Source organism: Streptosporangium sp. NPDC023825, from assembly GCF_040639575.1.
GTDB lineage: Bacteria > Actinomycetota > Actinomycetes > Streptosporangiales > Streptosporangiaceae > Streptosporangium.
Genome location: NZ_JBFAAE010000035.1, coordinates 78,384 through 94,305 on the forward strand (window position 1 = coordinate 78,384; position 15,922 = coordinate 94,305).

The following is a 15,922-nucleotide window of genomic DNA, read 5'->3' on the forward strand; positions in this document are numbered from 1 at the left end:
GACAGCAGGGGAGAATGCCGTGGATGACCAGTATGAACTTTATTGCCTGGCGGACCCGCTTTTTTACGACACGCTTGACGGCCGCCGGGGAGATCACCCCGATTTCGCGCTCGCCGCCCGGGACGTCCCGGACGGCTGGCAGCACCAGGCGACCGACACCTGGATGCACTACGCGCCGCTCGCCGGCCGCACTCCCGCCCAGGGCTGGAAGATCCACGTCTCCGCCCGCGCCGAGGACGCCGACCGCGCCATAGAGGCGGTCTGGGACTACTGCGTCCCCCGCGACATCGCGTTCAAGTTCCTGCGCAGCCTGCCGGTCATGACCATGCTGAACTCCAAGGCCGCCCCCCGCGGCGCCAGCGGGAAGCTCGTGACGATCTACCCGGTGGACGAGGCGCAGCTGGAGCTCACGCTCAAGGAGCTCGACGAGCTGCTGCGGGGCGTCGAGGGGCCGTACATCCTCAGCGACCTGCGCTACGGCCAGGGCCCGCTCTTCGTGCGGTACGGCGGTTTCGCCGGACGGCGCTGCCTGGCCGACAACGGCGAGCTGGTGCTGGCCATCGAGGACGGTGAGGGGCGGCTCGTCCCCGACGTGCGGGAGCCCGCCTTCGGCGTGCCGTCCTGGGTGACGCTGCCCGCCTTCCTCGAGCCCCACGTGGCCGCCCGCAACGCCGTCACCACCGAGGGACTGCCGTACCGGGTCGAGAGCGTCATGCAGTTCTCCAACGGCGGCGGCGTCTACCTGGGAGAGGACCTGCGCACCGGGGAGCGCGTCGTGCTGAAGGAGGCCCGCCCGCACGCCGGCCTGGACGCCGCCGGCCGGGACGCGGTGGCACGGCTGGCGCACGAGCGCGACATGCTGGAGCGCCTGTCCGGGCTGGACGCGGTGCCCGCGCTGATCGACTACTTCACCCTGGGCGGGCACCACTTCCTGGTCGAGGAGTTCGTCGACGGCAACCCGCTCCAGCGGCAGCTCGTGCACAAGTACCCGCTGACCAGGGCGACCTGCGACGACGAGGCCGTCGCCGAGTACACCGGCTGGGTGCTCGACATGCTCCCCAAGGTGCGCCGGGCGGTTGCGTCCCTGCACGGGCGCGGGGTGGTCTTCGGAGACCTGCACCCGAACAACATCCTCGTGACCGAGGACGGCCGCCTGGCACTGATCGACTACGAGGTGGCGACCCTCACCGAGGACCGCGGCCGCGCGGCTCTCGCCCACCCGGCGTTCGGCGCGCCGGCCGACCGGCAGGGCGTCGACGTCGACCTGTACGCCCTCGCCTGCCTCTGCCTCGGACTGTTCGCCCCGCAGCTCACGATCATGCTGCCGCTCGACCGCGCCAAGGTGACCGAGCTGGCCAGGCTCATCGGCGAGACCTTCCCCGTACCGCGCGAGGTGCTCGACGAGGCGGTCCTGACCGTCACGGGTCCCGAGCCCGCGGCGGCCACCCCGTACCCGAAGCCGGGGCTCGACGACTGGCCCCGGCTCAGGGAGGCGATGACCCGGGCCATCCTGGCGAGCGCCACCCCCGAGCGCGAGGACCGGCTCTTCCCCGGCGACGTCGCCCAGTTCCAGCCCGGCGGGGGCGTCAACCTCGCGTACGGCGCGGCGGGCGTGCTCTACGCGCTGGCCGCCACCGGCGCCGAGCGCCGTCCCGAGTACGAGGACTGGCTGCGCGCCAAGGCGCTGGCCCCCGACCCGGGGACGGGGATCGGGTTCTACGACGGCCTGCACGGCGTGGCCTACGTCCTCGACCTGCTCGGCCACCGCCAGGACGCGATCGACACCGCCGACCTGTGCCTGCGCCAGAAGTGGGAGGCGCTGGAGCTCGGGCTGTTCAGCGGCCTGGCCGGGATGGGCCTGAACCTTCTCCATCTGGGCGACGCCACCGGCGAGCGGACCTTCACCGAGGTGGCCCTGCAGATCACCGGCATCTGCTCCGACAGGCTGGGCGGGCCCGACGACGTGCCGGAGGTCAGCGGCGGCGCCAACCCCCGGGCCGGGCTGATGTACGGCTCCTCCGGGCCCGCCCTCCTCTTCCTGCACGCCTACGAGCGCACCGGCGACGCGTCGCTGCTCGAGCGGGCGGCCGTGGCGCTCCGCCAGGACCTGCGGCGCTGCGTCACCGGCGAGGACGGCACCCTCCAGGTCGACCAGGGCTGGCGCACGCTGCCCTACCTGGACGAGGGGTCGGTGGGCATCGGCCTGGTCCTCGCCCGCTACCTGGCCCATCGCGAGGACGAGGACTTCCGCGCCGCGCTCGACGGCTGCCGGCGCGTCACGCGAGGACGCTACTTCGTGCAGTCCGGCCTGTTCACCGGCCGGAGCGGCATGATCGGCGGTCTCGGCTGGGGCCTGGGCCCCGAGCCGCACGCCCTCCACACCGGCCACACCGACCTGGCCGAGCAACTCCGCGGGCTGGACTGGCACGCGCTGCCCTACGGCGGCGGGCTGGCCTTCCCCGGCAACCAGCTACTCAGGCTTTCCATGGACTTCGCGACCGGTACGGCCGGAGTCCTGTTCGCGATGAGCGCCGTGCTGCACGACCGGCCGGTGTTCCTCCCCTTCATCGAGCCGCCCGGCGGCACGAGCACCCCATCAGGGGTGTCCGCGCACGGATCCGCCGGGTGGTTTGGCCCCCACGGCACATCGACATCAAAGGAGGTGTAACGACATGGTTCTTCTCGACCTGCAGTCCCTGGAGGCCCCCACCGGTGGCGGTGGCGGCGGCGGTGGCAGCACCCTGACGGTTCTCGGCTGCAACTCCGGCAAGCCCAGCAACCTGAGCGTCGTCCTCTGCCACTAGGCACCTGGTTTTCCGGATTTTCCCCGATATCGGCTCGGTTCCCACCGAGTTCTCACCAGTTCTCATCAGTTCTCATCAGAAGTGAGGCAATCCCATGGTCCTTCTCGACCTGCAGTCCCTGGAGACCCCCGACGGCGGCGGCCACGGCGGCGGCGGTGGCAGCACCCTCACGGTCCTGGGCTGCCAGTCCGGCAAGCCCAGCAACCTGAGCCTCCTGCTCTGCCACTAGTCCTCCCGTTCCACACATCCAGAACCCGTAGAACCCCGTAGAAACGGAGCACCTCCCATGGTCCTTCTCGACCTGCAGTCCCTGGAGTCCCCCACCGGCGGCCACGGCGGCGGCGGTGGCAGCACCCTCACGGTCCTGGGCTGCCAGTCCGGCAAGCCCAGCAACCTGAGCCTCCTGCTCTGCCACTAGGCACCTGGTTTTCCGGATTTTCCCCGATATCGGCTCGGTTCCCACCGATTTCTCACCAGTTCTCATCAGTTCTCATCAGAAGTGAGGCAATCCCATGGTCCTTCTCGACCTGCAGTCCCTGGAGTCCCCCACCGGCGGCCACGGCGGCGGCGGCGGTAGCACCCTCACGGTCCTGGGCTGCGAGTCCGGCAAGCCCAGCAACCTGAGCGTCGTGCTCTGCCACTAGTGAGACCTCGTGCCCGGGACGGCCAGCGACGGCGGCCGTCCCGGGCACTCCCGTTCCGGGAGGGTCCGGTACGCCGAGAACACATCCGGTACGCCGAGGACGCAGAGGACGCCGGGAGACCGGGGAGGTCCGCGGCGTCGAGGACGTCCGGGGCGCCGGGACCATCGGGGAGGTTCGCGAAGCCGGAGAAGTCCGGGAAGTCGTGGAAGTTCGCGAAGTCGGAGAAGTTCGGGAAGTCCGAGGAGGAGCCAACGTGCGGGCAGCGGACCGGCTGGTGGCCGACACCGTACGGCGTAGCGGACCCTGGCTGGCCGTCCTCGCGGTCACCTCCGTCCTGGGCGCGTTCGCGCAGCTCGCGCTCCCGCTCGTGCTGGGCAGGACGGTCGACGAGCTCGTGGCCGGTACGGGTGGCGGCACCGGCGCGGCGACCTGGCTCGGTGCCTGCGCCGCCGCCGTGACCCTGACCGTCCTCTGCGACACCCTCGGCGTCTGGGCCGCCGGATCGAGCGGCGCGCGCTCCTCGGCCTGGCTCAGGAACCGGGTCGTACGGAACGTGCTCGGTGTCGGGCCGGTGATCACCCGCCGGTTCCCCGAGGGAGACCTGGTCACCCGGATGGGCCTGAACACCGAGGAGATCGGGCGCGCCCCCGAGTCGATCGTCACCGGGGCCGCGCTGGTCATCCCCACCGCCGGTGGCGTGGTGGCCCTCACCCTCATCGACCCCCTGCTGACCGTGACGCTGGTCGCCGGGCTCGTCCTCATCGCGCTCGTCCTGCGGGCCTTCCTCACCGTGAGCACCTCCATAGCGGGCGACTACCAGGCGGCGCAGAGCGACATCGCCGCCCGCCTGGTCGACGCCCTCGCCGGGGCCCGTACGATCGCCGCGGCCGGCACCGCCGACCAGGAGCGGGCGCGGGTGCTCACCGCCCTGCCCCGGCTGCGCGGGCACGCCATGGACATGTGGCGGGCCAACGCGCGGGCCGGCGTGCAGGCGGGAGCGGTGGTCCCGCTGCTGGAGGTGGCCGTGCTCGGGGTGGGCGGGCTGCGCCTGGCCGCCGGCGACCTCACGGCCGGAGAGCTGTACGCCGCCGCCCGCTACGTCGTGCTCGGCGCCGGTCTCGGCTCGGCGCTGGGCTATGTCAGCCGCCTGGCCAGGGCGCGGGCCGCCGCGGCCAGGGTGGAGGAGCTGACCGCCGAGAGCCCGCGGGCCTACGGTACGCGCCCGCTGCCCCCCGGCCCCGGCACGCTCGAGCTTCGCGGCGTCGACGCGGGCGGCCTGCGCGACGTCGATCTCGTCATCCCCGGCGGGCAGGCGGTGGCCGTGGTCGGCCGCTCGGGGGCGGGCAAGTCCCTGCTCGCCGCGGTCGCCGGACGGCTGGTGGACCCGCGGCACGGCACGGTCCTCCTCGACGGCGTGCCGTTGCCCGACCTCTCCCGCGAGGCGCTGCGCCATGCCGTCGGATACGCCTTCGAGCGCCCCGCGCTGCTCGGCGACACCGTCGGCGACGCCGTCGCCCTGGGGCTCGACGCTCCCGCCCCCGGCACCGGCCGTGGCCGTCGCACCCGTACCGGGTCCGGCCACCACGAGGACCGGGACGACCGGGCGGGCGGGAGGGGCGAGGTCGTGCGGGCGGCGGCGCGGGCGGCCCGCGCCGACACCTTCGTCCGGCGGCTTCCCCTGGGGTACGACACGCCGCTGGAGGAGGCGCCCATGTCCGGCGGTGAGCGGCAGCGGCTCGGCCTGGCCCGCGCCTTCGCGCAGGGATGGCGCCTGCTCGTCCTGGACGACGCCACCTCCAGCCTGGACACCGTCACCGAGCGCCAGGTCGCCCGCGCGCTGTCCAGGGAGCTGCGCGACCGCACGCGCCTGATCGTGACCCACCGGGTGGCGACCGCCGCGGCGGCCGACCGGGTGATCTGGCTGGACGACGGCCGGGTGCGCGGGTGCGGCGGACACCGCGCGCTGTGGGCCGACCCGGCCTACCGCGCCGTCTTCCAGGCGGACACGTCCTTCCCGGCCGACGCGTCGTTCCCGCCGGACGCCTCCTCCCCTGCGGGCACGTCGTTCCAGGCGGGCGCCTCCTTCCGGGCGGGCGCGTCGTGAACCCTCCGGACGCGCACGTCGTCGACAGGCCCCTCCGGCGGGCGCTCAGGAGGGACCCGTACCAGCTGGTCAGGCTCGCGGGCTGGTCCGTCGCGGAGACGGCGCCCTCCCTGGTCATCGGCCTGGCCATCGCGCGGGCGATCGACGACGGCTTCGGCGCGGGACAGCCCGCGACCGGGTTCGCCTGGCTGGCGCTGCTCGGCGGCGCGTGGCTGCTGGCCGCGGTCGGCGCGCGGCAGGTGGTGATGGCCGTCGCCGCGATCGTGGAGCCGTTCCGCGAGGAACTGCTCGCGCACGTCGTCGACGACGCGCTGCGTCACTCGGTCATGTCCGGACGGGGACCGGGGGCGGCCGCGGTGGCCCGCTCCAACCTGCAGGTCGAGCTGGCCCGCGACGCCTTCGCCTCGGTCATCACGGTGGTCAGGTCGTTCGCGTTCACCGTGGTGAGCGTCATGCTCGGGCTGGCGACCCTCGTGCCCGAGGTGCTCGCGCTGGTGCTGCCCCCCTTCGTCGCGGGCCTCGTCATCTTCCTGCTGTCGCTGCGCGCCCTGGCCAGGCGGCAGCGGGACTTCATCCTGGCCGACGAGCGCACCGCCGGATCGCTGGCCACCATGGTGGGCGGGCTGCGCGACATCACCGCCTGCCGCGCCGAGGAGCGGGTGGCGGGCGACGTCGGCCTGCGGGTGGCCGAACAGGCCCGCGCGGCCCGGTCGCTGGCGCGGGTGACCGCGCTGCGCACGCTGTCGCTGGCGGTGGGCGGCTGGCTGCCGGTCCTGCTGGTGCTGGCCGGGACCCCCTGGCTGGTGGGTGAGGGTGCGGGCGCCGGGGTGATCCTGGGCGCCCTGGCCTACGTCACGCAGTCGCTGACGCCCGCGCTCGGCAACCTCGTGGAGGGGCTGGGCATCAACGGGGTCCGGCTGCGGGTGGCGCTCGGCCGGCTGCTGCGCGACGGCGACCCGCCCGTACGGGCGCGCGGGCGGATCGCGGCACGGGACGGTGACGGCGGGGCCGGGGCGGCCGAGCTGCGCGGCGTGACGTTCGCGTACGGCCCGCACGCGGAACCGGTGATCGACGGCCTGGACCTGTCGGTCCCCGAGGGGGACCACGTCGCGGTCGTGGGTCCCAGCGGCATCGGCAAGTCCACGCTCGCCGCGCTCCTGACCGGCGTGCTCCCGCCGGGGGCGGGCCGTGTCCTGGTGTGCGGGGTGCCCGCCGACCGGCTCGACCCCGCCGACCGGGTGCTCATCCCGCAGGAGGCGTACGTCTTCCGCGGCTCCCTGCTGGAGAACCTGACCTACCTGGCCGACGCCTCGCAGGAGGCGGTGGACGACGCGGTGGCCGCGGTCGGCCTGACGAACCTGGTGGCGCGGCTGGGCGGTTACTCCACCGAGATCCACTCGGGGCTGCTGTCGCCCGCCGAACGGCAACTGGTCGCCCTGGCCCGCGCCTATCTCGCCCCGGCCCGGCTGGTGATCCTCGACGAGGCGACGTGTCACCTGGACCCGGCGGCCGAGGCCCGCGCCGAGGAGGCGTTCGCCCGCCGGGGCGGCACGCTCCTCGTCATCGCCCACCGGCTGACCTCCGCCCTGCGGGCCCGGCGGATCCTCGTCATGGACGGCACCAGCGTCCGGCTGGGCACGCACGAGGAGATGCTCGCCGCCTCCCCGCTCTACGCCGACCTGGCCGGGCAGTGGAACCCGTCGAGCACGCAGGAGCTGGTGCCTTGACGTCCTCACCGCGTCTCCCGTCCAGAACCCGAGGTCTCCCCATCGGAGGAAGCCGATGATCTACCCTCCCGCCGAGCGGCAACCGGTCGTCGACCACCTCCACGGCCACGCCGTGCCCGACCCATACCGGTGGCTGGAGGATCCGGACAGCCCGGAGACCCGGAGCTGGACGGCCGCCCAGGAGGAGCTCTGGCGCGAGCACGCGGGCACGCTGCCGGGCCGCGACCTGTGGCACTCGCGGGTGGCCGCGCTGACCGGGGCCGGGACGGTCGGCACGCCGATGTGGCGCGGCGGCAGCCGGTTCTTCCTGCGCCGTACCGCCTCGCAGGAGCACGCGGTCCTCTACCGCACCGGCCCCGACGGGGTGGAGGAGACGCTGCTCGACCCGATGGAGCTCGACCCGAGCGGGCTGACCACGCTCGACCACTGGCAGCCCGACCTGGACGGCAGGCTGGTGGCGTACCAGCTGTCCAGGAGCGGGGACGAGCGGTCGAAACTGCGGGTCATGGACGTCGCCACCCGCCGGGTGGTGGACGGCCCGATCGACCGCTGCCGGTACGCGCCCGTGGCGTGGCTGCCCGACGGGAAGGCGTTCTTCTACGTCCGCGGCCGCCGGGTATGCCTGCACCGTCTCGGCACCCCCGCCGGGGACGACGCCGTGATCATGGATGAGGAGCGCTCGTACGGGCTGGGGATCAGCTACAACGGGCGCTGGCTGACGGTCTCGGCGATGGCGGGCGACGGCAACGACCTCTGGCTGGCCGACCTGTCGTCCTCCTCCCCCGAGCGCCCCGACCTGCGGGTGATCCAGCGGGGGGCGGGCGCGGTGACGGCGCCCGCCGTCGGCCGCGACGGGCGCCTGTACCTGCTCACCACCCTGGACGCGCCACGGGGGCGATTGTGCGTGGCCGACCCGGCGCGGCCGGGCCCCGAGCACTGGATCGGCCTGGTCGACGAGGATCCGGAGGCGGTGATCGGCGAGTTCGCGATCGCCGGGCAGACGCTCCTCGTCGGCTGGACCCGCCACGCGGTCGGCGAGATCAGCGTCCACGACCTGGCGACCGGGAGGCGGCGCGGTTCGGTGCCGCTGCCCGGCCTCGGTTCCGCCGGGGGGATGACCACCCGCCCCGAGGGCGGCCACGAGGTCTGGTTCACCTACACCGACAGCGTCACGCCCGCGGGGGTGCACCGCTACGACACGCGCACCGGGGAGACGTCGCTGTGGAGCGCCGCGCCCGGCGCCGTGGAGGTGCCGGAGCTGGAGGCCCGCCAGCTGGTCTTCGCCTCGGCGGACGGCACCCCGGTGCGGATGGTCGTGCTGGCCCGCCCCGGCTCGGGTCCCAGGCCCACGATCCTGTACGGCTACGGCGGGTTCGGGCTCTCGCTCGCGCCGTCGTACTCCAGCTACATCCTGCCCTGGGTCGAGGCGGGCGGGGTCTTCGCCCTCGCCCAGCTGCGCGGCGGCGGCGAGGAGGGGGCGGCCTGGCACCGCGACGGCATGCTGGAGCGCAAGCAGAACGTCTTCGACGACTTCGCGGCGGCGGCCGAGAAGCTCGTCGCGGACGGCTGGACCACCCCCGCGCGGCTGGGCGCGTGCGGCGAGTCGAACGGCGGGCTGCTGGTGGGCGCCGCGCTGACGCAGCGCCCCGACCTGTTCGCCGCCGCCGTCTGCTCGGCGCCGCTGCTCGACATGGTCAGGTACGAGCGGTCGGGGCTCGGCCCGGTGTGGCGTTCGGAGTACGGTTCGGCCGACGACCCCGAGCAGCTGGGCTGGCTGCTGGGCTACTCCCCCTACCACCGGGTCACCGGCGGCGTCGACTACCCGGCGACGCTGCTGACCACGTTCGGCGGCGACTCCCGTGTCGACCCCATGCACGCGCGCAAGATGTGCGCGGCGCTGCAGGCGGCGACGTCGGGCTCGCGGCCGATCCTGCTGCGCCACGAGGGCGACGTCGGCCACGGCTCCCGCTCGGCGGGCCGCGCCGTCGACCTGGCCGCCGACATGCTCGCCTTCCTCGCCGCCCACACCGGCCTGGAAGCCGGCGACTGAGGGCCTCTGCGGCCTCCCGGCAGTCAGGCGTCGGTGTCCTTGGGGTGGCGCGTCGAGGCGTAGACGAGGTGGACGGTTCTCCGGGACTCGTCGACGAGGTAACGCACGCGACCGCCCGCGGTGACCTCGTACTCCCACTGCGGGTATTCGCGACCGCCCAGAGTCCCGGCGGCGAGACGGCCTCGCAGGCGGTGCTGCCGATCGGGGTCGTCCTGCGACAGCGGGGCGTCGCGCAGCGCCTCGAAACAGCGCCGGGTGTTGCCCGCGGCCTCGGCGCACAGATCGGCCCACCCCTTGGCCGCCTCACTGGTGGCGAACCGCAGGTGCCACTCGTCACCGATCGGCGGCGGGGCCACCGCGTCGCCGCGCTTGGGACTCACGGCGCGATCACCTCACCGTGATCGTCATCGGGCAGCGCGCGGGTGAGCTGTGCGGTCAGTGAGGGGTCGGCGAGGACGCGGGCGGTGGCACGCCATTCGACGATGAGCCGATGCAGGGTGGCATGGACGTCCAGCTCGACCGCGTCGCGCGTGGCGTCGACCAGTCCCTGGACGAATTCCCTCTTCTCGTCCAGGGAAAGGTGCCTTACCCAGGGGAAGACCGTGGGCAGGGCGTGCAGGACGGCGCGGGTGCCCTCGTCGCTTGCGAGGAGTGCCGCGACCATGCGGGCCGCGATGTCCGCGGTCTCCTCCCGCTGCCGGTCATGCCGCGCGGTGGAGATGAACAGGTCTTCTCCGTCTCGGCGCTTCACATGCACCCGGTGAACGCGATCGAGGGTCTCGGCGACTCGCTTGGAGTGCTTCGACAGATCGGAGAACGGAACGGTCGGCGTAACCATGCCACATGATACTTCGGAACGTGTTCCGAAGTACAGCGGACCATACGGAGGGAGCGTCCACGTGACCATGTCGCGACGCGAGTTCGCCCAGCCGCTCGCCACCGGTGCGCTCTCTTCAGTCCTTCCCGGGACCGTCGACATTGCCCAGACCGAACGGATCGCCCGCGCGATTGAGCAACCCACCCGGGTTGACGCTGACGTCATCGACTACTTCCGCTGCCTGCTGGCAGAGCACTGCACCGCCGACAAGATACTCGGCCCCCGGCTGCTGCTCCGGCCGTTGATGGCACACGTCGAGGTGCTGAACGAGCTGCGACGCGGCGCACGGTCAGCGAACGTGGAGCCGCTCTTCCAGATCCTCGCCCAGTACGGGGAGATGGCCGGTTGGCTGCACCAGGACATCGGCAATCTTGACGCGGCACGGCACTGGTCGCGTCTCGCGGCCGAATGGGCACAGTGCGCCGGTGACCTCCAGATGGCCGCTTACCTACTCGTCCGTGAATCCAACATCGCCTGCCTCACCGACGACCCGGCAGCCGTTGTTCAGTTGGCCACGGCCGCCCGCCGCTCCCCCGGCCCGCTCGACCCGAAACTCCGCGCACTGGCCGGCCGGCATGACCACGGCGATCCAAGGGGTGCCCACCGAACTGGAACTGACCGGAATAACCAATTTGGTCAGTTCGTTCAGTACGGTGACAGGCAAGCACGCCAAAGGAGTCCTCATGAAGAACACCCCCACCGGCCGGCGCGCCCTGGTGGTCGGGCTCGGCATCGCCGGCATCACCACCGCGCTGCGACTGCGTCAGATCGGCTGGGAACCGGTGGTGGTGGAGCGGGCACCCACCCGCCGCTCGGGCGGGTACTTCATCATGCTGTTCGGTGCCGGTGTCGCCTCCGCCCGGCGGCTGGGCGTACTGGACCGGATCGGCACCCGGGGCGGGTCGCGGATAGCCATGTACGACGTCGACCGGGCGGGGCGTCGCCGTCCCGGGCTGGATCCGGCCGCGCTGCGGGGAGGGCCCCGCCGGCTGCTGCGGGGCGACGTGGAGCGGGGACTGTTCTCGGCGTTGCCGGCGGACGTGGAGATCCGCTACTCCACCGTGCCCGTCCGCATCGTCCAGGACGGGTCCGGGGTGGAGGTGTCGCTGCACGACACCGCGGCCGATGCCGTCGTCACCGAGCGTTTCGACCTGGTGGTGGGCGCCGACGGGACGCGCTCCACGGTGCGCGGGCTGGTCTTCGGCCCCGGGGACCACCTGCGTCCGCTGAACCACATGGTCGGCGCGGTCCTCCTGGACGGGCCGGTCGACGGCTTCGGCCCGTCCGACGGGGTGGTCCTGGCCGAGCCCGGCCGCTCGGCGTGGGCCTTCCCCTTCGCCGATCACGCCCCGAGCCTGCTGTTCTCCTACCGCACCGGCGACGTCGACGCCGAGTTCGCCCGTCCGCCGATCGAGTCCATCCGCGCCGCGTTCGGGCCCGAGCCCACCGGCCCCCTGCTGGAGGGCCTGTTCACCCGCTACGAGCAGGCCTCCGACACCCTGTTCGACTCGGTGCAGCAGGTCAGGATGCCGAGCTGGCACCGCGGCCGGGTCGTCCTGCTCGGGGACGCGGCCTGGTGCCTGACCCTGTACACGGGCATGGGCGCCTCCAGCGGCATCGCCGGCGCCGAGCTGCTGGGCACCATGCTGCAACGCCACCCGGATGATCTGCCGGGAGCGCTGCGGGCCTGGGAGACGCGGATGAGGCCCTTCATCCGCGCCCAGCAGGAAGGCGTCCTGGCCGGGCGCCGGATGTTCACGCCGCAGGATCGCAAAGAGCTCCTCCTGCGTGCCGGGATGATGCGCCTGATGCGCGCGCCGGGCGTCGGAAGGGCCGTGGGCAGGATAATGCTCAACGACAAGAACATGCGGGCCAAGAACGTCGACGTCGCCGCCCCCTGACCAGATCCGAACCGCCGACAAGGAGGACAGCTCCGGTGAGCCCGTTGGTCGAACTCCACTCGCGCAAAGCCGCCCGCATCCTGGACAGCGCGCGCGAGCTGGTGCGCGACCACGGCGCGGGCAAGGTCACCGTGTCCGAGATCAGCCGGGCGGCCGGCGTGGGCAAGGGCACCGTCTACCTGTACTGGTCCAGCAAGGAGGACCTGATCCGCGGCCTGTTCGCCCGCGACCGGCTGAGCTTCCTGGAGGAGGTCATCGGCCGCATCGGCGCCGACCCCGCCACCGTCCGGCCCCGCCGCCTGGCCCCGCTGCTGGTGCGCACCTCGAGCACGCTCCCGCTGGCACGCCGCCTGCAGAGCGACGACGCGGAGTTGCGGCGGCTGCTCGGCCAGGAACCCGGCGACCGTGAGCTGTACGACCGCACCCGGCCGGCCGCCATGTGCGAGGCGGTCCTGCCGATCCTGCGCCGCCACGACCTGGTCCGCCACGACCGTCCCCTGCCCGCCCAGGCCTACGCCCTGCACGCCGTGCTCACCGGATTCCTCACCACCGTCTCCGAGCCGGCCACCGCCCCGTCCGGCGTCGACGACCCCGACGAGGTGCTGGCCGACACCGTGGCCGTGCTGCTGGAGCCCTCCGCCGCCCCCGGCCGGGCGGCCGTCGCCGCGGCCGCCGAGCAGACCCTCGCGGTCTTCCGCGAGCTCCGGGACGCGGTGCTGGGCCTCATCCAGGGCAGCCAGTCCCCCGACCGCTGAGGCGTCCGGCAGCGGGACCTGCCGGGGAGGCCGGTCCCGCCCGAACACGACGGCGCTTCTCGGCGCCTCCGACGAAACCTCCTCGGAGCACCGAGAGAGCACGGCACCGCCTCCGGCCGGCCGAAGGGCGCCGGAGGCGGTGCCGTGCCGGGGCACTACTGGACGGCCCCGAGCCGGTACCGGCCGTTGTCGCCACAGCAGAACTCGTAGTCCCAGGTCGCGTCCCGGTTGATGGTGACGCCGCCGATGAGGTCGTTGAAATCGAGGTCGTCGTACTCCATGAGGCGGAGCTGGGCGCCGACGGGGACGCACTTGTCGACCTCGACCCGCTGACCGGCGGCCATCGACACGTATGTCGAGGTCACCGGCCAGATCTTCGTGCCACCGCTCGTGATGTACACCTCGTCGCGGCCGTTCTCGGTGACCGTGAGGGCCCGGAGGCCGTCGAGGAACACGCCGGCGCCACAGGTGAGCGCGGCCTTCTCCCGGGCCGGATTCGCATCGGCGACCGCCGCCGAGGTTCCGGTCAACGCGAGACATCCGGCCATCATGGCCGCGGCCGCGAGCTTCGACGGTTTCCGCCAGGTGCGCATGTCGGTGCCCTTCCGCCGCCTGCGGGAGCTCTCTTCGACTCGCATTCGTGTGCACTCTCCGTTTCGACTGCCGGTGACGTGCGTTCGCACCACGCGTGCGCCCCGGCCTCGGCGTCCGCGTGGGTCTCCTTGCCTCCGTCAGATCTACGGCACGGCCGCTCGCACGGACCACGACCGGGCACGCTCCTGTCGATAAACCTGGAGTTCGTGTCCGTTTTCGACAGGGTGCGCGCTCCCGGACGAACCGCGTGGCGACCGGCCTGCGCAGGTCCGGGCCAGGGCGGCGTACGGCTGCCGATGCGCACGGCGCCGCGGGCGGGACCGCGGTGGGATGGACCCGCACACAGGTCCTCAGCTGGTGGCGCCCCAGGTGAGAGAGAGACCGGTGGCGGCGCGTTCGGTGCGGATCTCCATCATGCTGCCGAGGATGGTGGCATGGTCGGACACCACGGGCGTGGCGTCGAGCGTGTAGGTGATCCGGTTGCTGACGAGCACCGGGCTGCCCTGCGGCTCGTGGAGGTGGCGAGCGGCGGCGGGGTCGAGCGAGCCGGGCCGGACCACCTCGGTCGCCCGGGCGACCGTCACTCCCGCGTCGGCGAGGGCCGTGTAGAGGGAGACGGCGGTGAAGTCGCGGTCGCGGATCCGGTCGGCCACCGGCCGGCGGACCCAGGACACCTGGTGCACGGCGGGGCGTCCCGCGAACTCGCGGACCCGCTCCAGCCGCAGGGCGGTGTCGCCGGGACGCAGCCGCAGCTCCGCGGCGATCCGGGCGGGGGCCCGGCGCACCGCCCGCCCGGCCACCGCGGTACGCACGTCGTGACCCTGTTTACGCAGGTCGTCGACCAGGCTGCGGAGCGAGTCGAGCTGGTACGCCAGGTGGGGCGGGGCGACGAACGTGCCCTTGCCGGGCTGCTGCACGATCAGCATCTCGTCGCTGAGCTGCCGCAACGCCTGGCGCAGTGTCATGAGGGTCACCCCGTAGGAGGCGCTCAGCTCCCGTTGCGGCGGCAGCGCCTCACCGGGGGCGTAGTGCCCCGACCGGATCTTCGCGGCGAGGTCGGCGGCGATGGCGCGGTATCTCGCCTCGTGCCCGGCGTCGGGGTTCATCGTGGTCGGTCACACTCCTGGTCGAGGGCTTGCCGCAGGGTCGCGAGGAAGGCCCGCAGGTCGTCCGGCCCAGCCCCGTCGAGCACCCGCCGCACGGCCGCGGCGCCGACCACCACGCCGTCGGCGTGCCGGCGGGCTTCGCGTGCCCGGTCCGGGGTGGAAATGCCAAATCCTAGCAAGGCCGGCCGGTGACGTGCCTGATCCGCCCGGCGGGCTCCGCCGCAGAGGCGGCGAGGACGGCCCGCTCACCGGTGGTGCCCGTCAGCGACACCCCGTGGACGAATTCGCGGCTGCGGCGTCGCCGGGTGTGGCACGGGCGGCGTGGACGCGCCACACCCGGCGACGCCGTGTCGCTGCGACGCTGTGTCGCCGCGTCGCCGCGTCGCCGGTGGAGCGGAGAAGGCCATCGAGGAGGCGACCGTGATCGCCGGGCTGGATCAGCTGTTCTGGAAGAGTTCCTGGAGGAGCATGTGGCCCGGCATGGTCGGGGCAGGACGCACGCCCACGGCGAACATCTCCGGGTCGTCGAACACCGGTTCCCCGCCGGGGCGGCGCGCGTAGGGGACGCGCCCGTAGTCCACGCCCTCGCTCTCGTCGAAACTCATCCAGGTGATCGTCTCCTGCTCCCCTTCGCGTAGAGGGAGGTTGGACACGGCGCGGCTGTAGACGACGTCAGGTGCGGTGACCCATACCAAAGGGACGGCGAAGACCCATCGCGTCGCCTGGATCTCCCGTGCTCTGACGGCCGCTCGCGTCTCGAACGAGGTGGCGGACCGCGGATCGCGGAGATAGTCGTAGTCGATGAGCACGAGCCTCCGCTCTCCTTCGAGAGCGACGATCGCGGGGCGGTCGCGGGCGACGATGTTCTTCTGGAGACGCTCGACCACGTCGAAGAGCAGTGCGGCCGTCTCGGCGTTCATCGTGTCCTCCAAAGCTTGCGGTACCGGATTCCGCCGTGGCCGGAGCGACCTCGGAGAGCCGGGCGGATTGTCCTGACTGGAACGCGCGGCTCGAGGAACCCTCTGGAGCGGCGCGCGGTCGGTACTTCGACCCGGACCCGGGCGAGCGCGCCGTGTCCGGGCAGGCCGGTTCCGGTCCCGCGCAGCGTGCCCCACCCGCGCCGGAAGACGACCGCCTTCCTCCCGGCGCGGGCCGGCACCCGCACGTCGCGCGGAAACCGTCAGATCTCGTCCACGGACATCGCGCCCTCATTGGGACGCCGGGACAGGTCGATGCCGAGCTCTTCCGCGGCGCGGAAGACGTCGTCGTCGGTGTCGCGCATCTCGATGGACATGCCGTCGCTGGAGAGCACCTCGACGTTCAGGCACAGCGACTGCATTTCCTTGATGAGGACCTTGAA

The 15,922-nt window shown here is 72.9% G+C and carries 18 protein-coding genes; 10 read left to right on the plus strand and 8 right to left on the minus strand.

Annotation, left to right across the window (positions count from 1 at the left end):
* The first annotated feature begins 19 nt into the window (after positions 1-19).
* The 8 genes from lanKC to AB0G15_RS27045 all read left to right on the plus strand — a co-directional run bounded on the left by lanKC (position 20) and on the right by AB0G15_RS27045 (position 9,329).
* Positions 20-2,668: a class III lanthionine synthetase LanKC gene (gene lanKC, locus AB0G15_RS27010; protein ID WP_362845053.1), complete on the plus strand. Its 2,649-nt coding sequence runs from the start codon at positions 20-22 to the stop codon at positions 2,666-2,668.
* Positions 2,669-2,672: 4 nt separating this feature from the next.
* Positions 2,673-2,804 carry a SapB/AmfS family lanthipeptide gene (locus AB0G15_RS27015; protein ID WP_362845056.1) on the plus strand — a complete coding sequence of 44 codons (132 nt, stop codon included), beginning with the start codon at positions 2,673-2,675 and terminating at the stop codon, positions 2,802-2,804.
* A gap of 94 nt (positions 2,805-2,898) precedes the next feature.
* Positions 2,899-3,033, plus strand: coding sequence for a SapB/AmfS family lanthipeptide (locus tag AB0G15_RS27020; RefSeq protein WP_362692965.1), 135 nt, complete (start codon positions 2,899-2,901; stop codon positions 3,031-3,033).
* Positions 3,034-3,090: 57 nt separating this feature from the next.
* Positions 3,091-3,222, plus strand: coding sequence for a SapB/AmfS family lanthipeptide (locus AB0G15_RS27025; protein ID WP_362845059.1), 132 nt, complete (start codon positions 3,091-3,093; stop codon positions 3,220-3,222).
* 94 nt (positions 3,223-3,316) lie between these two features.
* Positions 3,317-3,448 carry a SapB/AmfS family lanthipeptide gene (locus AB0G15_RS27030; protein ID WP_362845062.1) on the plus strand — a complete coding sequence of 44 codons (132 nt, stop codon included), beginning with the start codon at positions 3,317-3,319 and terminating at the stop codon, positions 3,446-3,448.
* Between the two features lie 253 nt (positions 3,449-3,701).
* Positions 3,702-5,552: an ABC transporter ATP-binding protein gene (locus tag AB0G15_RS27035; protein ID WP_362845065.1), complete on the plus strand. Its 1,851-nt coding sequence runs from the start codon at positions 3,702-3,704 to the stop codon at positions 5,550-5,552.
* Positions 5,549-7,279 (plus strand): ABC transporter ATP-binding protein, encoded by a 1,731-nt coding sequence (locus AB0G15_RS27040; RefSeq protein WP_362845068.1) that lies wholly within the window; start codon positions 5,549-5,551, stop codon positions 7,277-7,279. Before AB0G15_RS27035 ends, AB0G15_RS27040 begins: the two co-directional genes overlap by 4 nt.
* A gap of 55 nt (positions 7,280-7,334) precedes the next feature.
* Positions 7,335-9,329 carry a prolyl oligopeptidase family serine peptidase gene (locus AB0G15_RS27045; protein ID WP_362845071.1) on the plus strand — a complete coding sequence of 665 codons (1,995 nt, stop codon included), beginning with the start codon at positions 7,335-7,337 and terminating at the stop codon, positions 9,327-9,329.
* A 23-nt stretch (positions 9,330-9,352) separates the two neighbouring features.
* Here the strand turns inward: AB0G15_RS27045 and AB0G15_RS27050 are convergent, their stop codons facing one another.
* From AB0G15_RS27050 to AB0G15_RS27060, 3 genes are all read right to left on the minus strand, one after another.
* A complete protein-coding gene (locus AB0G15_RS27050; protein ID WP_362845074.1) occupies positions 9,353-9,709 on the minus strand; it encodes a hypothetical protein in 357 nt (118 codons plus the stop codon).
* Entirely contained in the window at positions 9,706-10,080 is a 375-nt protein-coding gene (locus tag AB0G15_RS27055) for a hypothetical protein (protein ID WP_362845077.1), read from the minus strand. The genes AB0G15_RS27050 and AB0G15_RS27055 overlap by 4 nt, the downstream gene beginning before the upstream one ends.
* 574 nt (positions 10,081-10,654) lie before the next feature.
* Positions 10,655-10,870: a hypothetical protein gene (locus tag AB0G15_RS27060; RefSeq protein WP_362845079.1), complete on the minus strand. Its 216-nt coding sequence runs from the start codon at positions 10,868-10,870 to the stop codon at positions 10,655-10,657.
* 19 nt (positions 10,871-10,889) lie between these two features.
* Between AB0G15_RS27060 and AB0G15_RS27065 the strand changes: the two genes are divergently transcribed.
* Together AB0G15_RS27065 and AB0G15_RS27070 are read left to right on the plus strand one after the other, a co-directional pair.
* Positions 10,890-12,107, plus strand: coding sequence for an FAD-dependent monooxygenase (locus tag AB0G15_RS27065; RefSeq protein WP_362845082.1), 1,218 nt, complete (start codon positions 10,890-10,892; stop codon positions 12,105-12,107).
* A 35-nt stretch (positions 12,108-12,142) separates the two neighbouring features.
* Positions 12,143-12,862: a helix-turn-helix domain-containing protein gene (locus AB0G15_RS27070; protein ID WP_362845085.1), complete on the plus strand. Its 720-nt coding sequence runs from the start codon at positions 12,143-12,145 to the stop codon at positions 12,860-12,862.
* A 155-nt stretch (positions 12,863-13,017) separates the two neighbouring features.
* On the opposite strand, the gene AB0G15_RS27075 is transcribed toward AB0G15_RS27070, so the two are convergent.
* The 5 genes from AB0G15_RS27075 to AB0G15_RS27095 all read right to left on the minus strand — a co-directional run.
* Positions 13,018-13,500: a hypothetical protein gene (locus AB0G15_RS27075; RefSeq protein ID WP_362845088.1), complete on the minus strand. Its 483-nt coding sequence runs from the start codon at positions 13,498-13,500 to the stop codon at positions 13,018-13,020.
* Positions 13,501-13,806: 306 nt separating this feature from the next.
* Entirely contained in the window at positions 13,807-14,562 is a 756-nt protein-coding gene (locus tag AB0G15_RS27080) for a GntR family transcriptional regulator (RefSeq protein WP_362845091.1), read from the minus strand.
* Entirely contained in the window at positions 14,559-14,741 is a 183-nt protein-coding gene (locus AB0G15_RS27085) for a tryptophan synthase subunit alpha (protein WP_362845093.1), read from the minus strand. The genes AB0G15_RS27080 and AB0G15_RS27085 overlap by 4 nt, the downstream gene beginning before the upstream one ends.
* A 258-nt stretch (positions 14,742-14,999) precedes the next feature.
* The gene (locus AB0G15_RS27090) at positions 15,000-15,482 is read right to left on the minus strand and encodes a hypothetical protein (protein WP_362845095.1); all 483 of its coding nucleotides are present in this window, start codon (positions 15,480-15,482) and stop codon (positions 15,000-15,002) included.
* A gap of 260 nt (positions 15,483-15,742) precedes the next feature.
* A partial coding sequence (locus AB0G15_RS27095; RefSeq protein WP_362845098.1) for a hypothetical protein occupies positions 15,743-15,922 on the minus strand: 180 nt, incomplete at its 5' end.

Bases quoted from the DNA above. Each gene is read 5' to 3' on its own strand.
- AB0G15_RS27025 (WP_362845059.1), top strand. From the start codon at position 3,091: ATGGTCCTTCTCGACCTGCAGTCCCTGGAGTCCCCCACCGGCGGCCAC.
- AB0G15_RS27020 (WP_362692965.1), top strand. From the start codon at position 2,899: ATGGTCCTTCTCGACCTGCAGTCCCTGGAGACCCCCGACGGCGGCGGC.
- AB0G15_RS27090 (WP_362845095.1), bottom strand. From the start codon at position 15,482: ATGAACGCCGAGACGGCCGCACTGCTCTTCGACGTGGTCGAGCGTCTC.
- AB0G15_RS27045 (WP_362845071.1), top strand. From the start codon at position 7,335: ATGATCTACCCTCCCGCCGAGCGGCAACCGGTCGTCGACCACCTCCAC.
- AB0G15_RS27065 (WP_362845082.1), top strand. From the start codon at position 10,890: ATGAAGAACACCCCCACCGGCCGGCGCGCCCTGGTGGTCGGGCTCGGC.
- AB0G15_RS27075 (WP_362845088.1), bottom strand. From the start codon at position 13,500: ATGCGAGTCGAAGAGAGCTCCCGCAGGCGGCGGAAGGGCACCGACATG.
- AB0G15_RS27080 (WP_362845091.1), bottom strand. From the start codon at position 14,562: ATGAACCCCGACGCCGGGCACGAGGCGAGATACCGCGCCATCGCCGCC.
- AB0G15_RS27015 (WP_362845056.1), top strand. From the start codon at position 2,673: ATGGTTCTTCTCGACCTGCAGTCCCTGGAGGCCCCCACCGGTGGCGGT.
- AB0G15_RS27030 (WP_362845062.1), top strand. From the start codon at position 3,317: ATGGTCCTTCTCGACCTGCAGTCCCTGGAGTCCCCCACCGGCGGCCAC.